Source organism: Catenulispora rubra, assembly GCF_015356825.1.
GTDB lineage: Bacteria > Actinomycetota > Actinomycetes > Streptomycetales > Catenulisporaceae > Catenulispora > Catenulispora rubra.
The window spans coordinates 16293-41299 of sequence record NZ_JAACYW010000077.1 but is presented as its reverse complement, the minus strand read 5'-3'; the positions used below and the strand labels follow the sequence as shown (position 1 = coordinate 41299).

Sequence of the window (25007 nt, the reverse complement as noted above, 5' to 3'; positions counted from 1 at the left end):
GCCACCACCGCCGTGACCACCGGCGACCAGACCTTCCGAGTGGACTGGGAGCCGCTGGCACTGGAGCCCGGCGCGCCGACACCAGACGCCGTCCGGGTCACGACGGCCGAGGACGTCCACACAGTTCCCGCAGGCTACGACGGCCTGCTCCTGCTAGACCTCGCCGACGACCCGGAAACCATCGCGGGCGGCGCGGTCCAGGGCATCGCCGACGCGGCGCGCGTGCGGGCCTCGGTCGGCCGCGTTCTGGACGTGGTCCAGGCGTGGTTGGCCGAGCCGTCCTGGTCCGAGTCGCGCCTGCTCGTGGTGACGAGGTTCGCCGCGGCCGTCGAGCAGGACGCCGAACCGTTGGACGCGGCCGGCTCGGCGGTGTGCGGCCTGCTGCGGTCGGCGCAGGCGGAGCATCCGGGCCGGATCGTGCTCGTGGATACGGATCAGTCCCCTGCTTCGCAAGCGTTGGTCGCGGCGGCCTGCGCGCTGGACGAGCCGCACGTCGCCCTGCGCGACGGAGTGTGCTTCGTCCGCCGCCTGGTTCGGGCCGGTTCGGCCGCGACGCTGGTGCCTCCGGCACAGGCCTCGGCGTGGCGATTGGCCGCCGGCGCCGAACGAACGCTGGCGGGCTTGGAGTTCCGCTCGGCACCGGAGGCCGAGGCCGAACTGGCGGCCGGGCAGATTCGGATCGCGGTGCGTGCCGCGGGTCTGAACTTCCGCGACGTGATGATCGGGCTCGGTATGTATCCGGACCCTGATGCCGAACTCGGCACCGAGGGCGCCGGCGTCGTCACGGAGATCGGCGCGGATATCAGTGGTCTGAAGGTCGGCGACCGGGTCTTCGGGATCTTCCCCGGGGCCGCCGGGCCGGTCGCGGTGGCGGATCGCCGCCTGGTCGCGCGCATGCCCGGCACCTGGACGTTCGAGGAAGCCGCCTCCGTCCCGACCGTCTTCCTCACCGCCTACCACGCCGTGCACGATGTCGCCGGGTTGCAAGCCGGCGAACGGATCCTGGTCCACGCGGCGGCCGGCGGCGTCGGCATGGCCGCCGTCCAGCTCGCCCGGCATCGGGGAGCCGAGGTGTTCGCCACGGCGAGCCCCGGCAAGTGGGACAGCGTCGGTGAACTCGGCGTCCCGGGCGATCGCATGGCCCACTCGCGCACCCTGGACTTCGAGGACCAGTTCCGCACGGCGACCGGCGGCGAGGGTGTGGACGTCGTCCTGAACGCGCTGGCCGGCGACTTCATCGACGCCTCCCTCCGGCTGCTGCCGCGCGGCGGCCGGTTCGTGGAGCTGGGCCGTACCGACGTCCGCGACGCCGCGCAGATCGCCGCGGAGCATCCGGGCGTCGCCTACGACGCGTTCGTGCTCGCGCAGGTCGACAACGGCCGCGTCCAGGAGATGCTGACCGAGCTGATCGAGCTCTTCGAGCAGGGCGCGCTCCAGCTGTCGCCGGTGACGGTCTGGGACGTGCGCCGCGCGCCGGCCGCCTTCCGCTCGATGAGTCAGGGCAGGCACATCGGCAAGAACGTGTTCGTCCTGCCCCGCACCCTGGACCCCGGCGGCACAGCACTGGTCACCGGCGGCACCGGCACGCTCGGCCGCATGGTCGCGCGCCGCCTCGTCGAGCGGCACGGTGTACGCACCCTGATTCTGGCCAGTCGCAACGGCCCGAGCGCTCCCGGTGCGTCCGAGTTCGAGGCGGAGCTGGCCGAACTCGGCGCGCGAGCGCATACCGTGGCCTGCGACCTCGCCGACCGCGCCGCGGTCCGCGAACTGTTCGCGACCGTGCCGGCCGACGCACCGCTGACCGCGGTCGTCCACACCGCCGGCGTGCTCGACGACGGCGTGATCACAGCCCTGGACGCCGGGCGGCTGGACGCGGTGTTCCGGCCGAAGGTGGACGCGGCGCTCAACCTTCAGGAGCTGACTCAGGACCTTGATCTGGCCGCGTTCGTCCTGTTCTCCTCGGCCGCCGGCACCTTCGAATCGCCAGGCCAGGGCAACTACGCCGCGGCCAACGCCTTCCTGGACGCCCTGGCCCGGAACCGCCGCGCCCGCGGCCTGCCCGCGACCTCCCTCGGCTGGGGACTGTGGGCCCAGGCGACAAGCCTGAGCGGACACCTCACGGAGGCCGACCAGAAGCGGATGGCGCGCGGCGGCATGGCTGCGCTGTCGGTCGCCGAGGGCATGGATCTGTTCGATGCCGCGCTCGGAGCGCTCGACCCCGCACTGGTCCTGTTCAAGCCCGCCTTCGCCGGATTGCAGGGCGCGCGGGATCCGGGATCAGTGCCGGCGCTGCTGCGCGGCCTGGTCTCCGCCGGCCGGCGTTCCGCGCATGACGCGGGCACCGGAGGCGACGCCCTGGCCAAGCGCCTGGCCCGCGCCGACGCAGTCGAACGCGACCAGATCCTGCTCGGGCTCGTCCGGCACGAGGTGACCACCATCCTCGGCTACCGCGAGGACGACCAGGCCGAGCCGGACCGGGCGCTGAGCGAGCTCGGCTTCGACTCCCTCACCTCCGTGGAGCTCCGCAACCGGCTGTCCGCCCTCACCGGGCTGCGGTTGCCCGCCACGCTGATCTTCAACTATCCGACGCCGGCCGCGCTGACCGGCTACCTGCGCGAACAGCTGGGTGGAACGCAGCCGGAGCAGGAAGCCGAGTCCGACTCGCGGCGCGAAGGCGAGCTTCGACGTGTTCTGACATCCCTGCCCATGGCCCGCTTCCGCGAGGCCGGAGTGCTCGACGTGCTGCTGGCACTGGCCCGATCCGAATCCGGCGGCTCCGACGCGGCGGCCGCGACGGAACCCGGCAGAGCGTCGTCGGCGCGCGAACAGATGGATCTCATCGACACCCTGAGCGCCGACGACCTCGTCCAGCGCGCGCTGGGCGCCGCAGGCCGATCGTGACGAGGCCGGGGACCAGCCACCGACCAGCCACCCGCAAGCCGAGCCGAGGGAGGAACCGGACACCATGAACGCCCAGAGTGCGGAGCTGGTCGCAGCCCTGCGTGCTTCGCTCAAGGAGAACGCCCGGCTCCAGGATGAGTACGACCGCGTCGTCGCCGCGGGCTCCGAGCCGATCGCGATCGTGGGGATGGCGTGCCGGTTCCCCGGCGGTGTCACCTCGCCGGAGGAGCTGTGGGACCTGGTCGCTTCCGGCGGCGACGGGATCACGGAGTTCCCGGTGAACCGTGGCTGGGATCTGGAGAACCTTTACCACCCCGATCCTGACCACCCGGGGACCAGTTACGTCCGCGAGGGCGGGTTCCTGCATGACGCGGACTTGTTCGACGCTGGCTTCTTCGGTGTCTCGCCGCGTGAGGCGTTGGCGATGGATCCGCAGCAGCGGCTGATGTTGGAGGTGTCCTGGGAGGCGTTGGAGCGCGCGGGCATCGACCCGGCCACCCTGCGCGGCGAATCGGTCGGCGTCTTCGCCGGGGATATCTACCACGACTACGCCGTCGGCCGCTCGCAGGACAAGGGATCTGACCAGGACGACGTCGAGGGCTACGTGATGACCGGTGGTGCGGGCAGCGTCCTGTCCGGCCGGGTGTCGTACTTCTTGGGGTTGGAAGGCCCGGCGGTCACGGTCGACACCGCCTGCTCGTCCTCGCTCGTCACCCTTCACCTGGCGGCCCAGTCCCTGCGCAGCGGGGAATCGACGCTGGCGCTGGCCGGCGGCGTCAGCGTGATGAGCACCTCCGACGTCTTCGTCGACTTCTCCCGCCAGCGCGGTCTGGCCCGCGACGGCCGGTGCAAGGCTTTCGCGGCGTCGGCCGACGGCACGAGCTGGGCCGAGGGCGCCGGGATCCTGCTGTTGGAGCGGTGGTCCGACGCAGTGCGCAACGAGCGCCGGATCTGGGGTCTGCTCCGCGGTTCGGCGGTGAACCAGGACGGCGCGTCGAACGGCCTGACGGCGCCGAACGGTCCGTCGCAGCAGCGCGTGATCCGGGCCGCGCTGGCCGGCGCGGGGTTGGAGGCGGGCGACGTGGACGTCGTCGAGGCGCACGGCACCGGGACCTCGCTCGGCGACCCGATCGAGGCCGAGGCGCTGCTGGCCACCTACGGGCAGCGCCGGCCCGGCGCCGAGCCGTTGTGGCTGGGGTCGGTGAAGTCGAACATCGGGCACACCCAGGCCGCCGCCGGGGTGGCCGGGGTGATCAAGATGGTCATGGCGATGCGGCACGGCGTCCTGCCCCGGACCCTGCACGTCGCGGAACCCAGCGCCCACGTCGACTGGACGGCCGGCGCCGTGGAGTTGCTGACGCGCGTCCGGCCCTGGCCGGCGCTGGACCGGCCGCGCCGGGCGGGGGTGTCGGGGTTCGGGGTCGGCGGCACCAACGCCCACGTGATCCTGGAGCAGGCGCCCGAGCAGGACGCTGACGAAGCCCGGGAGCCGCAGGTCGGGAACGGGGCGCCGGCGGGCCCCGGAGTGTTCCGGGGCATGGTGCCGTTGGTGCTCTCGGCCCGGGGCCGGGCCGGACTGGCGGGTCAGGCGCGCGCGTTGGGCTCGTTTCTGGAGCACGGCCCTGATGGCGGCATTGGCGATGACCCAGGCGCTGCCACCGACCCCGGCGCCGATCTCCCCGCCGTCGCCGCCGCGCTGGTCCGGACCCGCGGCACGCTCCCCGAATCGGCCGTGGTGGTCGCGGCCGACCGGGACGAGGCGCGGGCCGGACTCGCCGCGCTGGCCGACCAGGAACCAGCCGCCGGGGTCGTGACCGGGACCGGCGGCGCTGTGCAGGGCCGGACGGTGTTCGTCTTCCCGGGTCAGGGCGCGCAGTGGGCTGGGATGGCGGCTGATCTGCTGGAAGCCGTGCCGGTGTTCGCCGCTCGCATCCAGGAGTGTGCGCAGGCGCTGGATCCGTTGACCGGTTGGTCGCTGGTGGACGTGCTGCGGCAGGCCCCCGGCGCTCCGTCGCTGGACGCGGTCGATGTCGTGCAGCCCGTCTCGTTCGCGGTCATGGTCTCCCTGGCGGCGGTCTGGCAGGCGGTCGGCGTGATTCCGGACGCGGTCGTGGGACATTCGCAGGGCGAGATCGCCGCCGCCTGCGTCGCCGGCGGGCTGACGCTGCCGGATGCGGCCGCCGTCGTCGTGCGGCGCAGCCGGGTGATCGCCGCGCGCCTGTCCGGCCGCGGCGCGATGGTGTCCGTCGCGGCCTCCGCCGAGCGCGTCGCCGAGCTGGTCGGCCGACACCCGGGACGCCTTGACCTGGCGGCCGTGAACGGCCCCGCGGCGACCGTGGCGGCGGGGGACCCCGACGCAGTGCACGAACTCATGGCCGCCTGCGAGGAATCCGGGATCCGCGCGCGGGAGATCCCCGTGGACTACGCCTCGCATTCCGCGCACGTCGGAGAAATCGAGGCCGAGCTTCGCCAGGTGCTGGCGGGCATCTCGCCCCGGACCGGGACGACGCCCTTCATCTCGACGGTCACCGGCGAGCTGCTGGACACCGCAGGGCTCGACGGCGGGTACTGGTATCGGAATCTGCGCCGGACGGTGCGTTTCGAGCCGGTGATCCGGGCGCTCGCCGACTCCGGCCACCGCGTCTTCGTCGAGATCAGCCCGCATCCCGTGCTGGTGCCGGCGATTGAACAGACGCTGGAGGACGCGGCCGCTCCGACGGTCGTCACCGGCACGCTGCGCCGCGACGAGAACGGTCCGCGCCGGTTCCTGGAAGCCCTCGCCACGGTGCACGTTCGCGGCGTGCCCGTCGATTGGAAGGCGGTCGTCGGCGGCGCCGCGGCCCGACCGGTGGACCTGCCGACCTATGCGTTCCAGCGCACCCGCTACTGGCTGGAGAAGTCTCGCGGCGCGGGCGACCCGGCCGGTCTGGGACTGGCCGCCGCGGGCCATCCGCTGCTCGGGGCGGTCGTGGAGGTCCCCGGATCCACAGGCGTCCTGTTCACGGCGCGGCTGTCGGCGCACGGCCAGCCCTGGCTCGCCGACCACGTGGTGGGCGGCGTGGTCCTGGTCCCGGGCACGGCCTTCGTCGAGCTCGCTGTGCGGGTCGGGGACGAGGTGGGCTGCGCGCGGCTGGCCGAGCTGGTGATCGAGGCCCCGCTGGCGATGCCCGAGGCCGGCGGCGTCCAGCTGCGCGCCGAGGCGGGGGAGGCCGACGAGGACGGCGGCCGGACGCTCCTGATCCATGCGCGGCGCGAGGACACCGGACCCGGTGCGCCCTGGACCCGGCACGCCACCGGACGGCTGGTGCCGGACACCGCCGCAGCCAACCACGCGGACCATAACGACCACGCCGACCACGCCGACCACGCCGACCACGCCGACCAAGGCCTGACCCGGTGGCCGCCGCCGGGAGCCGTGGCGGTCGAAGACGCCGCCTCCACGGTCTACGAAGGGCTGAACGGCACCGGATACGGCTACGGGCCGGCGTTCCGCGGGCTGTGCGCGATGTGGACACGCGGCGACGAGGTCTTCGCCGAAGTGGCCCTGCCGTCGGCGGCGGGATCGGCCGACGGCTACGTGCTGCACCCCGCGCTCCTGGACGCCTGCCTGCACACCGGCCTGCTGCGCGACGCCGACGAGCACCGCGTCGTGCTGCCCTTCGCGTGGAACGACGTGCGGGTGCACGCCGCCGGCGCCACCGCGCTGCGGGTACACGTAGTCCCCGCTGGACCGGACACCGTCGCGCTGCACCTCGCGGACGCCACCGGCGCACCGGTCGCGTCGATCGGCGCGCTTGTCGCCCGGCCGCTGGACACCGCAGCCGTGGCCACGGCTAGAGACGGCGGCCAGGACAGCGCCCGGGACCAGATGTTCACCGTGGTCTGGGACCGGCTGCCGGTGCGGCCGCACGACGATCAGGAGCCTGACATCCCGGTCGTCGGCTCGGCAGCGGACGTCCAGGCGCTGGCCGACAGCGGCGCCGCTCTGCTGCGGCTGGATGTTCCCGCCGGCGATGACGTCCTGGCCGACGCTGCGGGGCTGCGGGCGGTGGTCAGTCGCGTTCTGGACGTGGTCCAGGCGTGGCTGGCGGAGCCGTCCTTGTCCGAGTCGCGGCTAGCCGTGGTGACGCGGTCGGCGGTGGCCGTGGAGCGTGACGCCGACCTGCTCGACGCGGCCGGCTCGGCGGTCTGCGGCCTGCTGCGGTCGGCGCAGGCGGAGCATCCGGGCCGGATCGTGCTGGTCGACGTGGACCAGGCCTCTGGCTCGAAGGCTTTGCTGGCGGCCGCGTGCGCGTTGGATGAGCCGCAGGTGGCGTTGCGCGAAGGGGCGTGCTTCGTCCGGCGTCTGGTGCGGGCCGACTCGGCGCGGCTGCCGCTCCCCGCCGACGGCGCCGCGTGGCGATTGGCGGCCGGTACGGATGGGACGCTTACCGCTTTGACTGTGGTTCCGGCGCCGGAGGCAGAGGCTGAGCTGGCACCGGGGCAGGTACGCATCGCGGTGCGTGCCGCCGGCCTGAACTTCCGCGACGTGATGATCGGGCTGGGGCTGTATCCGGACCCTGACGCGGAGCTGGGGACCGAGGGCGCCGGCGTCGTGACCGAGGTCGGCGCGGATGTCAGTGGTCTGTCGGCGGGGGATCGGGTCTTCGGGATCTTCCCGGGTGCCGCCGGGCCGATAGCGGTCGCCGATCACCGGATGGTCGCGCGCCTGCCCGCCGGGTGGACATATCAGCAAGCTGCTTCGGTCCCGACCGTGTTCCTCACCGCCTACCACGCGCTGCGTGATCTGGCCGGGTTGCAGGCGGGGGATCGGGTCCTGATCCACGCCGCAGCCGGGGGCGTCGGCATGGCCGCAGTCCAGCTCGCCCGGCATTGGGGGGCCGAGGTGTTCGCCACGGCGAGCCCCGGCAAGCGGGACACGGTGGGCCGATCCGGCGTCCCCGCCGACCACATAGCGAACTCCCGCACGCTCGGCTTTGCGGAGCAGTTCCGTGCCGCCACCGGCGGCGACGGTGTCGACGTCGTGCTGAACTCGCTGGCCGGGGACTTCGTGAACGAGTCCTTGGGGTTGTTGCCGCGCGGCGGCCGGTTCGTGGAGTTGGGCCGTACCGATGTCCGTGACGCCGCGCAGATCGCTGAGGCGTATCCAGGTGTCGGCTACCAGGCGTTCGTGCTCGCGCAGGTCGACGGCGATCGCATCCGGCAGATGCTGACCGAGCTGGTCGAGCTCTTCGAGCAGGGCGTGCTGCACGTGCCGCCGGTGACGGTCTGGGACGTGCGCCACGCACCGGCCGCCTTCCGTCACATGAGTCAGGGCAGGCACATCGGCAAGAACGTGTTCGTCCTGCCCCGAGCCCTGGACCCGGACGGCACGGTGCTGGTGACCGGTGGCACGGGCACGCTCGGCCGCATGGTCGCGCGCCGCCTCGTCGAGCGGCACGGAGTACGCACCCTGATCCTCGCCGGTCGGCGCGGGCCGGACTCGGAGGACGTCGCGCGGACCGTGGCGGAGCTCACCGCGCTCGGCGCCCGGGTCGACCTGGTGGCCTGCGATGTCGCCGACCGGACGGCGCTGGCCGGACTGCTCGCGGCGATCCCGCCGGACGCGCCGCTCACCGGCGTCGTCCACGCCGCGGGGGTGCTGGCCGACGACACGATCTCGGCGCTCGTCCCGGAGCGGCTGGACGCGGTGTTCCGGCCCAAGGCCGACGCGGCGCTGAATCTGCACGAGCTGACCCGGGAGCTCGATCTGGCGGCGTTCGTGCTCTTCTCGTCAGCCTCGGGCGTCTTCGAGTCGCCGGGTCAGGGCGGCTACGCCGCGGCCAACGCCTTCGTGGACGCGCTGGCCCGACACCGGCACGCCCGCGGCCTGCCCGCGATCTCGCTGGCCTGGGGACTGTGGGCGCAGGCCACTGCCATGACCGGGGGCATGAGCCAGGCCGACCAGCACCGGATCGCCCGCGGCGGCATGGCCGCACTGTCGGTCACGGAGGGGCTGGCGCTGTTCGACGCCGCGCTCGGGGCGGCGGAGTCCGTGCTCGTGCCGGTGAAGCTGGACCTCGGCGCGATGCGGGCCGCCCAGGCCGGCGGCCGGCCGGTGCCCGCGGTGCTGCGCCGGCTGGTCGCCGGACGGCGCTCGGCCAAGGGCGCCGACCAGGATCCGGACACGCTGGTGAAGCGGCTGGCGCGGCTGTCCCGGGCGCAGCGCGGACTGGCGCTGCTGGAACTCCTCCAGCACGAGATCGCCGCCATCCTCGTCCTGCCGCCCGAGGACCGGGCCGAACCCGACCGGGCCCTGAGCGAGATCGGGTTCGACTCCCTGACCTCGGTGGAGCTGCGCAACCGGCTCGGCGCGCTGACCGGGCTGCGGCTGCCGGCCACGCTCGTCTTCGACCAGCCCACGCCGCTGCGGCTGGCTGCGTACCTGGACGCCGAGCTCGGGCTGCCGGCCGACGACGCCGGGCGGCTGATCGGCGACCTGGACGATCTGGACGCCGCCTTCGACGGGCTCGACGCGGGCGATCCGGCCCGCCGCCGGGTCCTGGCCCGCCTGGAGGCGCTGGCCGTGCGTTGGCGGCAGGCCACCGGGGCCGGGCCGGCGGAGATCGATCTGGACGTGGCGACCGACCAGGAGATGTTCGAGCTCATCGACAGCGAGTTCAGGTCGGCATGAGCGCATCCGGGAGGGCAGGGGAAGTGACGAACGAGGAGCAGCTCCGGGAGTACCTCAAGCGCGTGCTCGCCGACGCGCGCAGGTTGAAGGACCGGGTCCGGGAGCTGGAGGAATCCGGCCGGGAGCCGGTCGCGATCGTCGGGATGGCCTGCCGGCTGCCCGGGGGCGTGGCCACGCCGGAGGACCTGTGGCGGCTCGTCGCCGACGAGACCGACGCGATCTCGGACTTCCCCGACGACCGCGGCTGGGACCTCGACGCGCTCCACGACCCGGACCCCGACCACCCGGGGACCAGCTACGCGCGGGAGGGCGGGTTCCTGCACGACGCAGCCTCCTTCGACGCCGGGTTCTTCGGGATCCCGCCGTTGGAGGCGCTGGCGATGGACCCGCAGCAGCGGCTGCTGCTGGAGACCGGCTGGGAGGCGCTGGAGCGGGCCGGGATCGACCCGGCCACGCTGCGCGGCGCCGACGTCGGGGTGTTCGCCGGCACGGCCGGCGCCGACTACCACGCCGATCCGGAGCAGCTGCCCGAGGGTCTGGAGGGGCACCTGATGACCGGGGTCTCGCTCAGTGTGCTGTCGGGGCGCCTGTCGTACTTCCTCGGGCTGGAGGGGCCCTCGGTCACCCTGGACACCGCGTGCTCGTCGTCCCTGGTGGCGATCCACCTGGCCGTCCGGTCCCTGCGCTCCGGCGAGTCCGCGCTGGCGCTGGCCGCCGGAGTCACGGTGATGGCCACGCCGTTCACCCTCGTCGGATCCGCGCGGCAGCGGGCCCTGTCCCCGGACGCCCGGTGCAAGGCGTTCGCCGGCGCCGCCGACGGCACCGGACTGGCCGAAGGCGCCGGGGTGCTGGTGCTGGAGCGGCTCTCGGACGCGGTCCGCAACGGCCGCCGGATCCTGGGCCTGGTCCGCGGCTCGGCGGTGAACTCCGACGGCGCGTCCAACGGCCTGACCGCACCCAACGGACTGGCCCAGCAGCGGGTGATCCGCGCCGCACTGGCCGACGCCGGCCTCGGCGCGGCCGACGTGGACCTGGTCGAGGCGCACGGCACCGGGACCGCGCTCGGCGACCCGATCGAGGCGCAGGCCGTGCTGGCCACCTACGGCAAGGGCCGGCCGGCCGGGCGCCCGGTGGGGCTGGGATCGCTGAAGTCGAACATCGGTCACGCCCAGGCCGCCGCCGGGGTGGCCGGCGTCATCAAGACACTGATGGCGATGCGGCACGGGGTCCTGCCGCGGACCCTGCACGTGGACGAGCCGACGCCGTATGTGGACTGGGCCGACGGGCAGGTGGAGGTGCTGACCGAGGCCCGGCCCTGGCCCGCGGTGGGGCGTTCGCGCAGGGCGGCGGTCTCCGGGTTCGGAGTGAGTGGGACCAACGCTCATGTCATTGTCGAGCAGGCGCCGGAGTCGGAGCCGGAGCCAGAGCTGGAGCAGGATCCGGGCCCTGCCACCGCGCCTGCCGCACCTACCACACCCACTGCCCTTGCCGCGCTCGCCGGGTCTTCCGCCTCTGCTGGGCTCGCCGCGCCTACTGCGCTGGCCGCGTCTGCCGCTGCCGCTGCCACTGCACTCGCCGCGCTTGCCGGGTCCGCCGTGCCTACTGTGCCCCCTGCACTGCTGGCCACACCAGTGGTGCCACTCCTCCTCTCGGCCCGCGGCTCGTCCGCCGCGCTGGCCGCCCAGGCCGACCGGCTCCATGCGTTCCTCACCGGCGAGCCCGGCGTCGCGCCGGCAGATGTGGCCCGCGACCTCGTCCGCTCCAGGAGCCTGCTGCCCGAGCGCGCCGTCGTCCTGGCCGCAGACCGCGAGCAGGCTCTGGCCGGGCTCGCGGCGCTCGGCGCGGGCGAGGAATCGCCGGCGGTGGTCACCGCCTCCGGCAGCCCGGCCAAGGGTCGGACGGTGTTCGTCTTCCCGGGTCAGGGCGCGCAGTGGGCCGGGATGGCGGCTGATCTGCTGGAGGCGGCGCCGGTGTTCGCTGCTCGCATCGAGGAGTGTGCGCAGGCGCTGGACCCGCTGACCGGTTGGTCGCTGGTAAACGTGCTGCGGCAGGCCCCGGGCGCTCCGTCGCTGGACCCCATCGACGTCGTCCAGCCGGTCTCCTTCGCCGTCATGGTCTCCCTGGCCGCGGTGTGGCAGGCCGCCGGCGTCGTCCCGGACGCGGTCGTCGGCCATTCCCAGGGCGAGATCGCGGCGGCGTGCGTGTCCGGCGGGCTGACGCTGCAGGACGCCGCCACGCTCGTGGTGATGCGCAGCCGCGCCATCGCCGGCATGCCCGGCAAGGGGGCGATGGCCTCCCTGCTGCACAGCGCCGCCGACACCGCGGAGCTGATCGCGCGCTGGCCCGGCCGGCTCGACGTCGCGGCCTTGAACGGCCCGGCTTCGACCGTCGTCAGCGGCGAGCCCGAGGCGGTCGAGGAGCTGATCGCCGCGTGCCAGGCCGCCGGGATCCGGGCTCGCGCCCTGCCGCTGAACACCGCCGCCGGCCACTCCGTGCAGATGGAGGCCGTGGAGGGCGAACTGCGCGCCTCGCTCGCCGGGCTGAAGCCGCGCACCGGCGAGATCCCGTTCTCCTCGACCGTCACCGGCGAGGAGTTCGACACGGCCGGACTCGACGCGGGCTACTGGTACCGCAACGTCCGCGGCACCGTCCGGTTCGACCCGGCGATCCGGGCTCTGGCGGCGGCCGGCCACGCGGTCTTCGTGGAGATCAGCACCCATCCGGTCCTGGTCCCCGCGATCGAGCAGACGCTGGAGCACCTGGCCACGCCGTCGGTCTCGCGGGTCGTCGCCGGCACGCTGCGCCGCGACGAGGACGGGCCCCGCTGCTTCCTGCAGGCGCTCGCCGCGCTGCACGTGTCCGGGGTCGGCGTCGACTGGACCGCGGTGCTCGGCCGGCGGACCGGCCCGGCGGTCGAGCTGCCCACCTACGCCTTCCAGCGTCGGCGGTACTGGCTCGGCCAGGCTTGGGGCGCGAGCGGCGGCACCGTGCCGAGTCAGGGTACTGATCAGGGTGCTGATCCGTTCGCCACCGACGAAGGCGACGGTGGACCGGCACCGGCCCGCCGCCTGTTCGCCCTGCCGCCGGCCGAACGCGACCACGGCCTGCTGACCCTGGTCCGGACCTCGGCCGCGGCCGTCCTGGGCTACGAGTCCGTCGAGGAACTGCCGCCGAGCCGCGCCTTCAGCGAGGCCGGGTTCACCTCGCTCGGCGCGGTGCAGCTGCGCAACCGGCTGTCGGCTCTGTGCGGCCTGCCGCTTCCCAGCACCCTGATCTACGACCACCCCACGCCGTCGGCGCTCATGGAACACCTCCGCGAGGAACTCCTCGCCGCCGACGGGGCCGAGGACCCGCTGCTCACCGAGCTCCAGCGGTTCGAGGAATCCGTCGTCGCCCTGGCCGGTGCGTCCACCGACCACACACCGCTCGTGACCCGGCTGCGCGCGCTGGCGGCCGGCCTGGAAGCGGCTACCGCGACCGGCACCGAAACCGGCACCGAAACCGGCACCGATACCGACGCTGACAGTGACGTAGACGTCGGCGCAGACGTCGCGACCCAGCTCGAAGCCGCCTCGGTGGACGACGTGTTCGCGTTCATCGACGCCGAATTCGGGCAGGCCTAGCCGCCGCCCCGGACCCCTGCCCCAGTTCCGCCCGGATGGAGAAGAGCAAGGTGGAAAGCGAAAGCGAGGGCAAGCTCGTCAGGTATCTCAAGCGGGTGACGGCGGATCTGCACCAGACCCGCCGCCGGCTCGCCGAGCTGACCGAGGCCGCGGCCGAGCCGGTCGCGATCGTCGGCGTGGCCTGCCGCTTCCCGGGCGGCGCGCGGTCCCCGGAGGAGCTGTGGGACGTGGTCGCCGGCGGGATCGACGTCATCGGCGAGTTCCCGCGCGACCGCGGCTGGGACCTGGACTCCCTGTTCGACGACGACCCGGGCCGCTCCGGCACGAGCTACCTGCGCCAGGGCGGGTTCCTCGCCGACGTGGCGGGCTTCGACGCGGGGTTCTTCGGCATCTCCCCGCGCGAGGCGCTGGCGATGGATCCGCAGCAGCGGGTGATGCTGGAGGTGTCCTGGGAGGCGCTGGAGCGCGCGGGCATCGACCCGGCCGTGCTGCGCGGGGAGCCGGTCGGCGTCTTCACCGGCGCCGTCGGCACCGACTACCGCACCGACATCGACACCATCCCCGAGGGCGTCGACAGCTACCTGATGACCGGCGGCCTCGGCGGCGTCCTGTCCGGGCGCGTCGCCTACGTGCTGGGCCTGGAGGGACCGGCGATCTCGGTCGACACGACGTGCTCGTCGTCCCTGGTCGCGCTGCATCTGGCGGTCCGCTCGCTGCGGTCCGGGGAATCCAGCCTGGCGCTGGCCGGCGGCGTGACGGTGATGGCCACGGCGGACGCCTTCGTCGGCTTCTCCCGCCAGCGCGGCCTCGCCGCCGACGGCCGGTGCAAGTCGTTCGCGGCGTCGGCCGACGGTACCGGCTGGTCCGAGGGCGCCGGCGTGCTGGTCCTGGAACGGTTGTCGGACGCGGTCCGCAACGGACGCCGCATCTGGGCCGTGGTCCGTGGTTCGGCGATCAACCAGGACGGCGCGTCCAACGGCCTCACCGCACCGAGCGGCCCCTCCCAACAGCGCGTGATCCGCGCGGCGTTGGCTGACGCGGGCCTGGACCCGGCGGACGTCGACGCGGTCGACGCGCACGGGACCGGCACCAGGTTGGGCGATCCGATCGAGGCGCAGGCGTTGTTGGCGACGTACGGACGTAAGCGCGGTGACGCCGAGCCGTTGTGGCTCGGGTCGGTGAAGTCGAACCTCGGGCACGCACAGGCCGCGGCGGGGGTCGCCGGGGTGATCAAGATGGTCATGGCCCTCCGGCATGGCGTGCTCCCCAGGACGCTGCACGTGGACGAGCCGACGCCGCAGGTGGACTGGGCGTCCGGGGCGGTGGAGCTGCTGACCCAGGCGCGGCCGTGGCCGGAGGCGGACCGTCCGCGGCGGGCCGGGGTATCAGGGTTCGGAGCCAGTGGGACGAACGCGCACGTGATATTGGAGCAGGCTCCTGATTCGGTGCCTGCGCGCGAGCCGGAGCCGGAGCCAACGCCAGCGCCAGCGCCGGAGCTGGCGCCTGCTGGTCTGCCGGTGTCTGCACGCGAGCCGGTGCCTGCTGGTCTGCCGGTCTCGGTCTCGGTCTCGGTGCCGGTGCCGGTGCTGGTGTCGGGGCGAGGCCGGGCTGGTTTGGCAGGACAGGCGGAGGTGCTGGCGGCGTTTATGGCCGAGCACACCGAGCTTCCGTTGGCGCAGATCGCTTCGGCGTTGATACGCGATCGGGGTGCGCTGCCCGACCGTGCGGTCGTGCTGGCCGCAGACCGCGACGACGCGACGGCCGTGTTGGCGGCGTTGGCTCGCGGTGAGTCGCGGTCCGGAGCGATCACCGGCCGCGCCATCGACGGCGGCAGGTCGGCGGTGTTGTTCTCCGGTCAGGGGAGTCAACGTCTGGGGATGGCGCGGGGCTTGTATGAGCGGTTTGCGATGTTCCGCGAATCGTTCGATGCGGTGTGTGCGGCGCTGGACGCGGAGCTCGTCGGTCATGTGGATCGACCGGTCGCAGAGGCCGTATTCGGCACGGATCCTGAGGTCTTGAACCAGACGGTGTTTGCCCAGGCAGCGCTGTTCGCGGTCGAGGTGGCGCTGTTCCGTCTGGTTGAGGGATGGGGTGTGCGGCCGGAGTTCGTCGGCGGCCATTCTCTGGGTGAGCTGACCGCTGCCCACATCGCCGGCGTGCTGTCTCTACAGGATGCTGCGGCGCTTGTGGCGGCGCGTGGTCGGCTGATGCAGGCGCTGCCTCCGGGCGGGGTGATGGTGTCGGTGGCCGCCGGCTTTGATCCGGTGTCGCCGTTGCTCGTTCCCGGTGTGGACGTGGCCGCGGTCAACGGCCCGGCCTCGGTGGTGCTGTCCGGGCTGCGGGAGCCGGTGTCGTCCGTGGCCGCGGTGCTGGCCGAACGCGGAGTGAAGACGCGGCCCTTGATCGTCTCGCACGCGTTCCACTCGGCCCTGATGGAGCCGATGCTGGCCGAGTTCGAGGCGGTCGCGCGCCGCTTGGAATATCACCGGCCGCAGATCGGCCTGGTCTCGGCGGTGACCGGCGAGATCGCCGAGCCAGCTCTGGTCTGCGATCCGGAGTACTGGGTGCGCCACGTGCGCCAGCCGGTGTTGTTCGCCGATGCGGTCCGTGCTCTGGCCGGCGCAGGCGTGTCGACGTTCCTTGAGCTGGGTCCGGAAATGGTTCTGGCAGCGATGGGTGAGGACTGCCTGGACGGTTTGCCGGTGCCGCCGGGGGCCTTCGTGCCGTCGTTGCGGTCCGGTCAGGACGACCTCGTCACGATGCTGACCGCGCTCGGTGCGCTGCATGTGCGGGGCGTCGCAGTGGACTGGCTCGCCCTGCTGGCCACCGACTCCGCCGGCCCGGCCGCCGGCGCCATCGATCTCCCCACCTACGCCTTCCAACACCAGCCCTACTGGCTCCCCGCTCCCCGTAGCTCCGCCGACCCCCGCGCCCTCGGCCTGGCCGGGGTGGGCCATCCGCTGCTGGGCGCCCTGATCGAGGACCCCGGATCCGACCGCACCGTCTTCAGCGCGAGCCTGTCCCTGGCGACCCACCCCTGGCTCGCCGACCACGCCGCCGGCGGCGCCGTCCTGCTGCCGGGGACCGTCTTCGTGGAGCTGGCCGCCCACGCGGGAGCCGTGACCGGCAGCCCGGAACTCGGCGAGCTGCTCATCGAGAAGCCGCTCGTCGTGCCCCGGCGGGGGAGCGTCCACCTGGCCGTCGTGGTCGGGGCGCCGGACCCGGCCGGCCGCCGGCCGGTCGCCGTCCACTCCCGGGACGGCGACCTGGACCTCGGCGCGCCGTGGACCCGCCACGCCTCCGGCCACCTCGCCGTGGATCCCGGGGTGCCGGACTTCGACCTCACGGTCTGGCCGCCCGTCGACGCGGTCGCGGTGCCCGAGGCGGCCGAGGTCGCGTACGGCGACCTCGCCGACGCCGGGTACGGCTACGGCCCGGCCTTCCGCGGGCTGCGTGCGGTCTGGACCCGCGGCGAGGAGATCTTCGCCGAGGTCGAACTCCCCGACGCGGCCGGATCCGGCGACGGGTTCGTGGTGCATCCCGCGCTGCTGGACGCCTGCTTCCACGCCGGGGTCTTCCGCCGGGACCACACCGGGCCGCGTCTGGTCCTGCCCTTCGCCTGGAACGACGTGCGGGTGTACGCGACCGGCGCGCGCGAGCTCCGCGTGCGGCTGACACCGCAGGGCCCTGACACGGTGGCCGTCCGGCTGGCCGACACCGCCGGGGCGCCGGTGGCCGCCATCGGCTCGGTCGTGGCCCGTCCGGTGGACCCCGGTGTGTGGGCCGGGCGCGAGGACGGGCACGAGGACGAGAGCTGGACCCGGGACGCGCTGTTCGGCCTCGAATGGACGCCGTTCTCCGTGCCGTCCGCGGTCCCCGGCACCTTGCCGGTCCCGGACGTCGCGGACCTCACGGCCGTGGAAGGGAGAGTGGAAGAGGACTTCCACACGCTCGCGGACCGTGCTCTGGAACTGGTGCAGGACTGGCTCGCCCGCGTCGAGCCGCCGGACCGGCAGCTGGTCGTGCTCACCCCGCCGACGACGGAGCTGGGAGCCGCCGCCGTGTGGGGTCTGGTGCGCACGGCGCAGGTGGAACACCCGGGCCGCTTCGTCCTGGTCGCCGCCGACGATCCTGCTGCGGCCCGCGGACTGCTCGCAGCGGTGGCGGCCTCGGGCGAGACGCAGGTGGAGCTTCGGGACGGCGAGGTGCTGGTGCCCCGGCTCGTACGGGCTCTGCCAGCCGGAATCTCCGAAGCCCGCACCGCTGGGCCTGCCAAGCCCGCTGATCCCCGCCCCCTCGACCCCGCCGGCACGGTCCTGATCACCGGCGGTACCGGCGCCCTGGGCCGCCTCGTCGCCCGCCACCTCGTCGAGCGGCACGCGATCCGCTCCCTGATCCTGCTCAGCCGCCGCGGCCCGCAGGCGCCGGGGGCCCACGCCCTGGCGGCGGAGCTGACCGGCCTCGGCGCCCGGGTCCGCGTCGTGGCCGGCGACGCCGCCGACCGCGCGGCGCTGGCAGACCTGCTCGCGTCGGTGCCCGCCGATGCCCCGCTGACCGCGGTCGTCCACACCGCGGGCGTCATCGACGACGGCGTCGTCACCGCCCTGACCCCCGACCGCCTGCGCACCGTCCTGCACGCCAAGGCCGACGCGGCGCTGGCCCTGGACGAGGTGACCCTCGGCCTGGACCTGGCAGCCTTCGTCCTGTTCTCCTCGGCGGCCGGCACGCTGGGCAACGCCGGGCAGGCCAACTACTCGGCGGCCAACGCCGTCCTGGACGCACTGGCCGCCCGCCGCCGCCGCGCCGGGTCGCCGGCCACCTCGCTGGCCTGGGGCGGCTGGGCCGAGCCCGGCGGCATGACGGCCCACCTCACCGAGGCCGACCTGCGCCGGGCCGGGCGCGGCGGCGGCAGCCCGGTGACCGCCGCGGAGGGCCTGGAGCTGTTCGATCTGGGGCTGCGCGCGCCGGATCCCGTCCTGATCCCCGTGAAGCTGGACCTCGCCGCCCTGGCGAGTATCGCGGAGACACCGGACGCGCTGCCTCCGCTGCTGCGCGGTCTGGTCCGGGTGCCGCGCCGCGCGGCCCGCAAGGCCGGCCCTGACCTGCGCGGCCGGCTCTCCGCCCGCGCGCCGGGCGAACGGCTGGAACTGCTGCTCGACGTGGTGCGCGCCGAGACCGCGGGCGTCCTCGGCCACCCCACCGCGGCCCGAGTGGACCCGGACCTGGCGCTGAGCGAAGCCGGATTCGACTCGCTGACCTCGGTCGAGCTCCGCAACCGGCTGTCGGCGCTGACCGGGCTGCGGCTGCCGGTCACCGCCATCTTCGACCACCCCACCCCCGCGGCGCTGGCCCGGCTGCTGCTGGCCGAACTGTTCCCCACCCCCGCGGCCGGTTTCCAGGACCGCGAGGAGGAACTTCGCAGGGTGTTGGCCACGACGCCGATGGCGCGGCTGGCCGACCTCGGCGTCCTGGACCGGCTGCTCGGCCTGCTGCCCGACCGGGGAACGCCGCCGGGCGGGGGCGCGGCGGGCGACGCCGAAGCCGACGCCGACAAGGCGGCGCTGATCGCGGAAATGGACGTCGACGATCTCGTCGCACGAGCGATGAGACAGGTCGGCACGCAACCGGAGACCGGGACGAGGAGCCAGGCATGACCAGTTCGGAAAGCAGGGTCGTCGAGGCTTTGCGCGCGTCGCTCATCGAGAACGAGCGGCTGGAGCAGGAGAACCGCGGCATCCGCAGGCGGTGGACCGAACCTGTCGCGATCGTCGGGGTGGCGTGCCGGTTCCCCGGCGGGGTGACCACCCCCGAGGGGCTGTGGGATCTGGTCGCCTCCGGCAGCGACGGGATCACGGAGTTCCCGGTGAACCGCGGCTGGGACGTGGAAAACCTCTACCATCCCGATCCGGAGCATCCCGGGACCAGTTACGTCCGCGAGGGCGGGTTCCTGCACGACGCGGACCTGTTCGACGCAGGCTTCTTCGGTGTCTCGCCGCGTGAGGCGTTGGCGATGGATCCGCAGCAGCGCCTGATGCTGGAGGTGTCCTGGGAGGCGCTGGAACGCGCGGGCATCGACCCGGCCACCCTGCGCGGCGAATCGGTCGGCGTCTTCGCAGGCAACATGTATCAGGACTATGCCGTCGGCTACATGGACGGCCAGGCGTCCGACCACGACAGCGTCGAAGGCCACCTGATGACCGGCGGCGCGGGCAGCATCGTCTCCGGCCGGGTCGCCTACTTCCTGGGGCTGGAAGGTCCGGCGGTGACGCTGGACACGGCCTGTTCGTCGTCGCTGGTCGCGGTCCACCTGGCCGCGCAGTCGCTGCGTTCCGGCGAGTGCACGCTGGCCTTGGCCGGCGGTGTGACGGTGATGGCGAAGTCCGCGGCGTTCGTGTGGTTCTCGCGGCAGCGGGGGCTGGCGCTGGACGGCCGGTGCAAGTCGTTCTCGTCGTCGGCGGACGGCACCGGCTGGTCGGAGGGCGCCGGCGTCCTATTGTTGGAGCGGTTGTCGGACGCGGTGCGCAATGGACGCCGCATCTGGGGCCTGGTCCGCGGTTCGGCGGTGAATCAGGACGGCGCGTCGAACGGCCTCACCGCTCCCAGCGGTCCCTCGCAGCAGCGGGTGATCCGGGCCGCGCTGGCGAACGCCGGTCTGGGCGCGGTCGACGTGGACGCCGTCGAGGCGCACGGCACCGGCACGATGCTGGGCGACCCCATCGAGGCGCAGGCGCTGCTGGCGACCTACGGCCAGGACCGCGACGGCGCCGAGCCGCTGTGGTTGGGGTCGGTGAAGTCCAATCTGGGCCACACGCAGGCCGCGGCGGGTGTGGCCGGGCTGATCAAGATGGTCATGGCCATCCGGCACGGGGTGCTGCCCAAGACGCTGCACGTGGACGAGCCGACACCGCAGGTGGACTGGGAGTCCGGCGCGGTGGAGCTGCTGACCGAGGCCCGGCCCTGGCCGGAGGTCGACCGGGCGCGCCGAGCCGCCGTCTCAGGGTTCGGAGTCAGCGGCACGAACGCACACGTGATCCTGGAACAGGCCCCTGAGTACATGCCCGCGACGCCACCGGAGCAGGGCTCCCCGGCCTCCGCCTCGTCGGCGCGCGTCTCGGTCCCGGTCCCGGTACCGCTGTTGCTTTCGGGACGAGGCCGCAGGGGACTCCAGGGCCAGGCCGACGCGCTGGCGGCCTTCCTGAACCAGCACCCTGAGACACCGCTGGGAGCGGTCGCCTCCGCCCTGGTGCGGGATCGGGGCACGCTGCCCGAACGCGCGGTCGTCGTCGCCGCGGACCGTGACGAGGCGGCGGCCGGACTACAGGCTCTGGGAAGCCGGGAGTGGACGCCCGGCTCGGTCCCGCCGGTTCGCGGCCGCACGGTCTTCGTCTTCCCCGGACACGGCACCCAGTGGGCCGGTATGGCGGCCGACCTCCTGGAAGCCTCGCCGGTCTTCGCCGCGCGGATGGCCGAGTGCGCGCGGGCCCTGGACCCGCTGACCGGATGGTCGGTGCTCGAGGTCGTGCGCCGCGCCGCCGGGGCGCCCGGGCTGGAGAACGTGGACGTCCTGCAGCCGACGTCGTTCGCCGTCATGGTGTCCCTGGCCGCGCTGTGGCAGCGCGCCGGCGTGGTCCCGGACGCGGTCGTCGGCCACTCCCAGGGCGAGCTGGCCGCCGCCTGCGTCGCCGGCGCGCTGTCGCTGCAGGACGCGGCCACCGTCGTCGTGCTGCGCAGCCGCGCCATCCGCGAACGCCTGTCCGGGCACGGCGCGATGGCCACGGTGACCGCCGACGCGGACCGGGTCGCCGAACTGCTCGCCGATCTGCCGGGCCGGCTCGACCTGGCCGCGGTGAACGGCCCGGCCGCCACCGTGGTGTCCGGCGACCCCGAAGCCGTGCTGGAACTGGTCGCGGCGGGCAAGCGGGCCGGAATCCGGGCCGGCGAGCTCGGGGTCGACTACGGCTCGCACTCCTGGCACGTCGCAGCCGTCGAACAGGAGCTGAACCGGGCGCTGGACGGCATCATCCCGCGCCCCGCCGCCATCGCGTTCCACTCGACGGTCACCGGCGGCCGGCTCGACGGCACCGAGCTCGACGCCGGGTACTGGTACCGCAATCTGCGCCAGACGGTGCTGTTCGACCCGGTGGTCCGGGACCTGGCCGCCGACGGACACGCGGCGTTCGTCGAAGTCAGCCCGCATCCGGTGCTGCTGCCCGGCATCGAGGGGGCGCTGGAGGACCACCCGGATCCGGTCGTGGTGACCGGCACGCTGCGCAGGGAGGAGAGCGGACCGCGGCGGTTCCTGGACGCGCTCGCCGCGCTCCACGTGCGCGGAGTGCGCGTGGACTGGGACGCGGTCCTGGCCGGCGACGTTCTCAGCCGGCCCGCGGACGCCGACCGGCACCAGCCGATCGACCAGATCGACCAGCCGATCCACCAGCCGATCGACCTGCCGACCTACGCCTTCCAGCGCCGGCGCTACTGGCTGGACACCAGCGCGGGCTTCGCCGACGCCACCAGCCTGGGGCTCGCCCCGGTCGCGCACCCGATCCTGGGCACGATGACCGAGATCCCCGGCTCCGGATCGGTCCTGTTCTCCTCGCGTGTCTCGCTGTCGACCCAGCCCTGGCTGCGGGACCACGCCGCGGCCGGCGCGGTGCTGCTGCCCGGGGCGGCGTTCGTCGAGCTCGCACTGCGGGCCGGTGACGAAGTGGGCTGCGAACTGCTGGCCGAGCTGCTCGTCGAGGCGCCGCTGGCGCTGCCGGCGCGCGGCGGTGTGCAGCTGCGGCTGGAAGTGGCCGAGGCCGGCGCGGACGGACACCGTCTGTTCGCCGTCCACTCCCGGCCGGAGGACGCGGGCCCGGCGTCGGCCTGGACGCGCCACGCCTCCGGGCGGCTGGCCCCCGAGCACGGCACCGCGGACTTCGACCTGACCCAGTGGCCGCCGCGCGGCGCCGAGCCGATCGAGGACGCCTCCGACGTCGCGTACACCGCGCTGGCCGGCGGCGGCTACGGCTACGGTCCGGCCTTCCGCGGACTGCGGGCCGCCTGGCGCCGCGGCGACGAGGTCTTCGCCGAGGTCGCGCTGCCCGAGGCGGCCGGCAAGGCGGCCGGATACGGGCTGCACCCGGCGCTGCTCGACGCCTGCCTGCACGCCGGAGCCTTCCGCCCCGGCGACCCCGCGAAGGAGCTGGCGCTGCCGTTCGCCTGGAGCGATGTGCGGTTGTTCGCCGCCGGCGCGGACAGTGTGCGGATACGCCTGGTGCCGATCGGCACCGACACCATCGCCCTGCAACTGGCCGACTCGGTGGGCACGCCGGTCGCCTCGGTCGAGGCGCTGGTCGCCCGGCCGGTGGCGCCCGAGGCCCTGCGGGCCGGCCTCGGCGCGGCCGCCGAGCAGCTGTTCCGGGTGGACTGGCCGACGACCACCGTCAAGGCCCGCGGCGCGCGGCTGAGCGCCGTCTCCGTCGGCACCGCCGCCGAGGTCGTGGCGCTGGGCGGCACCGACGCGGACTACCTGCTGCTGGACGTCGCCGGCGGCGACCGCCCGGACGCCGACGAGGCGCGGGAGGTCGTCGGACAGGTGCTGGAGATCCTCCAGGCCTGGCTGGCCGACCCGACGTTGCAGGACACGAAGTTGCTCGCGATCACCCACCTGGCGGTCGCGGCGACCGACCAGGACGAGATCGCGGACCTGCCGGCGGCCGCGTGCTGGGGTCTGTTGCGCTCGGCGCAGGCGGAGAACCCGGGCCGGGTCGTGGTGATCGACACCGACGACACCGAGGAGTCCGCCCTCGTCCTGCCGGACGTCCTGGCCTCCGGGGACGCCCAGGCGGCCCTGCGCGGCGGGACGGTCCACGTGCCCCGGCTGGCCCGGACCCCGCCGCCGCGCGGCCACGGCGCGAAGCTGGACCCGGCCGGGACCGTGCTGATCACCGGCGGCACCGGCGCCCTGGGCCGGATGGTGGCCCGCCACCTGGTGCGCGAGCACGGCATCAGCTCTCTGCTGCTGGCCGGCCGCCGCGGGCCGGACGCACCGCAGGCCGCTGCGATCGCCGAAGAGCTCACCGGGCTCGGCGCCCGAGTGCGGATCGCCGCCTGCGACGTCGCCGACCGCGCGGCCGTCGCCGGACTCGTGGCCTCGGTGCCGGCCGACGCGCCGCTGACCGCGGTGATCCACACCGCCGGCGTGCTGGACGACGGCGTCCTCACCGCGCTCACCCCCGAGCGCGTCGACACCGTCTTCCGCCCCAAGGCCGACGGCGCGATCCACCTCCACGAGCTGACCGCGGACCTCGACCTCGCCGCGTTCGTGATGTTCTCCTCGGCGGCCGGCACCCTCGGCAACCCCGGCCAGGGCAACTACGCGGCCGCGAACGCCTACCTCGACGCGCTGGCCCGGTACCGGCAGGCCCACGGCCTGCCCGCCACCTCCCTGGCCTGGGGCTGGTGGGGTCAGACCTCGGAGATCGTCGAGCACCTCGACGAGATCGACCTGCGGCGCATCGACAGCGTCGGCATCCTGGCCTTCACCGAGTCCGAGGGCATGGAGCTGTTCGACGCCGCGCTGCGCGCGCCGGACGCCGTCCTGGCCCCGGCGAAGTTCGACTTCGCCACCATGCGCGCCCGGACCGGCGCCGACCACGTCCCGCCGCTGCTGCGGGGCCTGCTGCGGATGGGCCGCCCGGCGGTCGGCGAGGGCACCGCGGCCGGGGCCAACCGGCTGGCCGCCGACCTGGCCGCGGCGACCGCCGAACAGCGCGGCGACATCGTGCTGGACCTGGTCCGGCGGGAGGCCGCGGCGGTCCTGGGATTCGCCTCGGTCGACGACTTCGGGCCGCAGACCGTCCTGTTCGACGCCGGCTTCGACTCGCTCACCTCGGTCGAGCTGCGCAACCGGCTGGCCGGGCTGACCGGGCTGCGGCTGCCGGCCGGCTTCGCCTTCGAGTTCCCCACCATCGCGATGCTCGCCGAGGAACTGCTCAAGCGTCTGGACGCCGGCGGCTGAGGCGCGCACGCCCACCATCACCGACCCGGGAACCCAAGGAGGACGGACTTGTACGACACCGACAGCTATCTCAAGCACATCGGCTTCTCCGGAACGCCGAGCGCCGATCTGGCCACCCTGCAGGACATCCATCGCAGACACCAGATCCGGTTCCACTACGACAACGGCGACATCGCCGGCGTGGACTTCGTGGAGTTCGACAGGGACGCGGTCTTCGACAAGATCATCGTCCAGGGCCGCGGCGGTATCTGCACGGACCTGAACCTGCTGTTCCGCCAGCTGCTGCTGGACCTCGGATACCGGATCCGGCTGCTGTCGGCGAGCATGCTCCTGCCCGGCGGCGTGTGGGGGCCGGACGTGGAGCACATGGTCATCGTCGTCACCGTCGACGGCCAGGACTGGCTCGCCGACGTCGGCAACGGCGGCATCTCCATCGTCGACCCGCTGCCGCTGGCCGGCCCGCCGCAGACCCAGCAGGGCATCGAGTTCCGCGTCGTCCCGCAGGGCGGGTTCCACCTGTTCCAGTACAAGACCCGCAACAAGCCCTGGCGCAGCGCGTACCGGTTCACCCTGGAGCCGCGCGACCCCGCCGACTGGCGGGTGCTCGCCGACATGATCGACAAGGACGAGCGCTTCGTCCGGCGCCGGCGGCGCGGCACCGAGCACGGCCAGGTCGTGCAGATCGCCAACATCCTGCTGGCGGTGGAGGACGGGGTCGAGCGCAACCGCCCCATCCGCAGCACCGAAGAGCTCGAACAGGTCACCGACGACTACTTCCAGCCCGCCGCCGCGGAGTAAGGAGGAC

The 25007-nt window shown here is 73.9% G+C and carries 6 protein-coding genes; all 6 read left to right on the top strand.

The window, feature by feature from the left end:
• On the top strand, positions 1-2901 hold a 2901-nt coding region (locus GWK61_RS22065), incomplete at its 5' end, for an SDR family NAD(P)-dependent oxidoreductase (protein ID WP_194910942.1).
• A gap of 85 nt (positions 2902-2986) precedes the next feature.
• A complete protein-coding gene (locus GWK61_RS22060; protein ID WP_438939778.1) occupies positions 2987-9574 on the top strand; it encodes a type I polyketide synthase in 6588 nt (2195 codons plus the stop codon).
• Positions 9571-13197, top strand: a complete 3627-nt coding sequence (locus GWK61_RS22055) for a type I polyketide synthase (protein ID WP_194910940.1) — start codon at positions 9571-9573, stop codon at positions 13195-13197. Before GWK61_RS22060 ends, GWK61_RS22055 begins: the two co-directional genes overlap by 4 nt.
• Before the next feature lie 50 nt (positions 13198-13247).
• Positions 13248-18851: an SDR family NAD(P)-dependent oxidoreductase gene (locus GWK61_RS22050; protein WP_323747692.1), complete on the top strand. Its 5604-nt coding sequence runs from the start codon at positions 13248-13250 to the stop codon at positions 18849-18851.
• A complete protein-coding gene (locus tag GWK61_RS22045; RefSeq protein ID WP_194910938.1) occupies positions 18848-24202 on the top strand; it encodes a type I polyketide synthase in 5355 nt (1784 codons plus the stop codon). The genes GWK61_RS22050 and GWK61_RS22045 overlap by 4 nt, the downstream gene beginning before the upstream one ends.
• A gap of 48 nt (positions 24203-24250) precedes the next feature.
• The gene (locus GWK61_RS22040) at positions 24251-25000 is read left to right on the top strand and encodes an arylamine N-acetyltransferase family protein (RefSeq protein WP_194910937.1); all 750 of its coding nucleotides are present in this window, start codon (positions 24251-24253) and stop codon (positions 24998-25000) included.
• Positions 25001-25007 lie beyond the last annotated feature (7 nt).

Excerpts from the sequence above, each read along its gene's own strand:
- GWK61_RS22055 (WP_194910940.1), top strand. The coding sequence starts at position 9,571 with ATGAGCGCATCCGGGAGGGCAGGGGAAGTGACGAACGAGGAGCAGCTC.
- GWK61_RS22045 (WP_194910938.1), top strand. The coding sequence starts at position 18,848 with ATGACCAGTTCGGAAAGCAGGGTCGTCGAGGCTTTGCGCGCGTCGCTC.